The organism is Chloroflexota bacterium, assembly GCA_026713825.1.
GTDB lineage: Bacteria > Chloroflexota > Dehalococcoidia > Lucifugimonadales > UBA1127 > UBA1127.
In genome coordinates this window covers 1-1,859 of record JAPONS010000105.1, presented here as the reverse complement: position 1 = coordinate 1,859, position 1,859 = coordinate 1, and the positions used below count along the sequence as shown (strand labels likewise).

General features: G+C 68.8%; 3 protein-coding genes. All 3 read left to right on the top strand.

Going from position 1 to position 1,859, the window contains the following annotated elements:
* Positions 1–975 (top strand): hypothetical protein (locus tag OXC99_12125; protein ID MCY4625730.1); only part of this gene is annotated, 975 nt, incomplete at its 5' end.
* 89 nt (positions 976–1,064) lie between these two features.
* A complete protein-coding gene (locus tag OXC99_12120; protein MCY4625729.1) occupies positions 1,065–1,418 on the top strand; it encodes a hypothetical protein in 354 nt (117 codons plus the stop codon).
* Positions 1,419–1,535: 117 nt separating this feature from the next.
* On the top strand, positions 1,536–1,859 hold a 324-nt coding region (locus OXC99_12115; GenBank protein MCY4625728.1), incomplete at its 3' end, for a single-stranded DNA-binding protein.

The window sequence follows — 1,859 nt, the reverse complement described above, 5'->3', positions numbered from 1 at the left end:
TCGGCTACCGGGTATCAGCCCACGAATCCCCCCACGGAGGAATCGCTGACGGCGATGGAGGCGGGCAACGCCCTGGAGCCGGTGGTGGTGCGGGCGATGGAGCGGGCGGGCTGGCAGGTGGACGCCCCCGATCCCCAGGACCCAAAGCAGGTGGCCGTGAGGGTCGGCCCGAACCTGCTGGTCACCGGCCACCCGGACGGCACTGTGCGGCTCCCGCTATCGGAAGACGAGGCGGCCACGCCGCAGGTGTTCCTCTTCGAGGACGAACCGGAGACCCCCGCCTACGGCGATCCGATGGTCGTCGAGATCAAGACGCGGGGGCCGGAGGCGTTCAAGCGCTGGCAGACGCTTGGAGCGGAGCGCAGCCACCCCGGAGCGGTGGCCCAGGCCGCCCTCTACACCCTCGGCGAGTTCGGGGAGATGCGACCCGCGGTCATCGCCACGATGGACACGGGCAACCGCACCTGGGACTGGGAGCGGATCCCCGCCGACCGGCTGGAGAGGGCGCTCCAGGACGCCTGCGCTTGGCTCGGCGAGCTGGGAGCGCATCACGTCCAGAACGGGCCGGACCCCGACGCGCTGCCCGACAGGGACTTCTCTGCCGACTCCTGGCAGTGCCGGTCCTGCCCCTTCCTGGTCGTCTGCCTGCCGGGGTCGGCGGAGGCCGGCGAACAGCCTGCAATCGAGGAACAGGAGGTGAGCGACGAGCAGGCAAGGGACGCTGTGGCGGCCTACGCAGAGGCACAGGACTCCATCAGGAAGCCCGAGAAGGCCAAGCGGACCGCCCTGGACACCCTGAAGGCGTGGATGCGCCGCCAGGGGGACTCCAAGGCGACCGTCGGAGGAAAAACGGTCAGCCTCGTGCAGACGACACGGTACTCCGTGAACCACCGGAGGCTCAACGAGGCGCTCGACCCTGAGACCAGGGCGGAGATCGTCACCGAGAGCGAGTCGGAGTACGTGCGAGTGACCTAGACGCTCCTCATCGGGAGCGCAGGACGGGGCTGCTTCCCGCTACCGGGGCGGCCTCGCCAGATTCGGACATCCCAAAGGAAGGAGGAGACATGAGCAGGTTCGCCAGGAAGACCCTGCGGAGGCTGCCGCCAACAACCCGCGAGATCGCGCGTCTGGCCAACGAGCTTGCCTCCGTGCAGACCCGGCTCTCCAACCGGGTCGAGGTGCTGGCCAGCACGGAGATGATGGCGAAGGCTTCCCTTCGCATCGACTGCACCAACGGGGCGCACGCGAACGTGATAAACGCCGCGCTGACCTACTTCAAGGCCGTGGACAACCCGAAGGCTCACGCGGGCGAGGCGGTGGACGCTCTGGCCTGGCTCAGGGGCGCGGTGGAGCCGTTCGACCCAGACAGGCTCTTCGAGGGCGACGAGCCGGAACCGCGCGACTTCGAGTTCAGCTAGACGCTCCCTCACAGGGGCGCAGGACGGGGCCGTCTTCCCATCTACGGGAGCGGCCCCGCTCTCAATTTCAGACGGGCGCGGGGACACCGCGCTACTACACACAGAAGGAGAATCAAGATGTCACGGACGATCAACAAGGTAGAGCTGCTGGGCAGGGTCGGGACCGAACCCGAGATGACCTACACGCCGAACGGCACCGCCGTCACCAAGCTGCGGCTGGCCACCGACCGGCCCCGCTCCAACGGGGAGACCGAGACGGACTGGCACGACCTGACGTGCTGGGCCGGGCTCGCCGAGGCGGTCAACAACTACGTCGGCAAGGGGCAGCGCATCTACGTCGCGGGCCGCCTCGTCCAGAACACCTGGGAGACCGACGACGGCCAGCGCCGCCACCGCACCGAGGTCCACGCCTCCGAGGTCGTGTTCCTCGACGGCAACGGC